The 585-nt window shown below is 42.6% G+C and carries 2 protein-coding genes; both read right to left on the bottom strand.

Annotation, left to right across the window (positions count from 1 at the left end; all coding sequences use genetic code 11):
- The coding region (locus A3763_RS27185) for an FAD-dependent oxidoreductase (protein ID WP_156495261.1) at positions 1 to 157 on the bottom strand (157 nt) is incomplete at its 3' end.
- A 25-nt stretch (positions 158 to 182) separates the two neighbouring features.
- Positions 183 to 585: 2-oxo acid dehydrogenase subunit E2 (locus A3763_RS22275; protein WP_197483045.1), on the bottom strand; the 403-nt coding region annotated here is incomplete at its 5' end.

The raw sequence follows: 585 nt of genomic DNA, 5'->3' as shown, positions 1-585 counted from the left end.
CCACGTTCAAACAGGTACCACCAAGAATCTGCTTACCTGTCTCAGATGTCCACTTTTCAACACACGCAGTCTTTAAGCCAAGCTGACCACAACGAATTGCAGCAACATATCCAGCCGGACCAGAACCAATTACGATTACATCATACTTATTTGACATTTATATTTATCTCCCGGTTCTCGACTTAAATTTCTAGAAGAATTCTAGCTGGATCTTCAATCATTTCCTTGATCGCAACCAGGAACTGAACAGCTTCTTTACCATCAATCATTCGATGGTCATAAGACAAAGCAAGGTACATCATCGGCAAGATCACAACCTCACCATTAACAGCCATAGGTCTCTCTTGAATCTTATGCATACCCAAAATCGCCGTTTGAGGCGGATTCAAGATTGGCGTAGACATCAAGGAACCGAATACACCACCGTTAGAAATAGTGAAAGTACCGCCTGTCATTTCTTCAATAGAGAGCTTACCGTTACGGGCTTTTTGACCATACTCTTTGATTGATCCTTCAATTGTTGCCAAGCTCATACCATCTGCATCGCGTAAGACTGGTACTACCAGGCCTTTATCACTTGATACC

This window comes from Oleiphilus sp. HI0128 (assembly GCF_001635365.1).
This window is presented reverse-complemented; position numbering and strand designations above follow the sequence as displayed.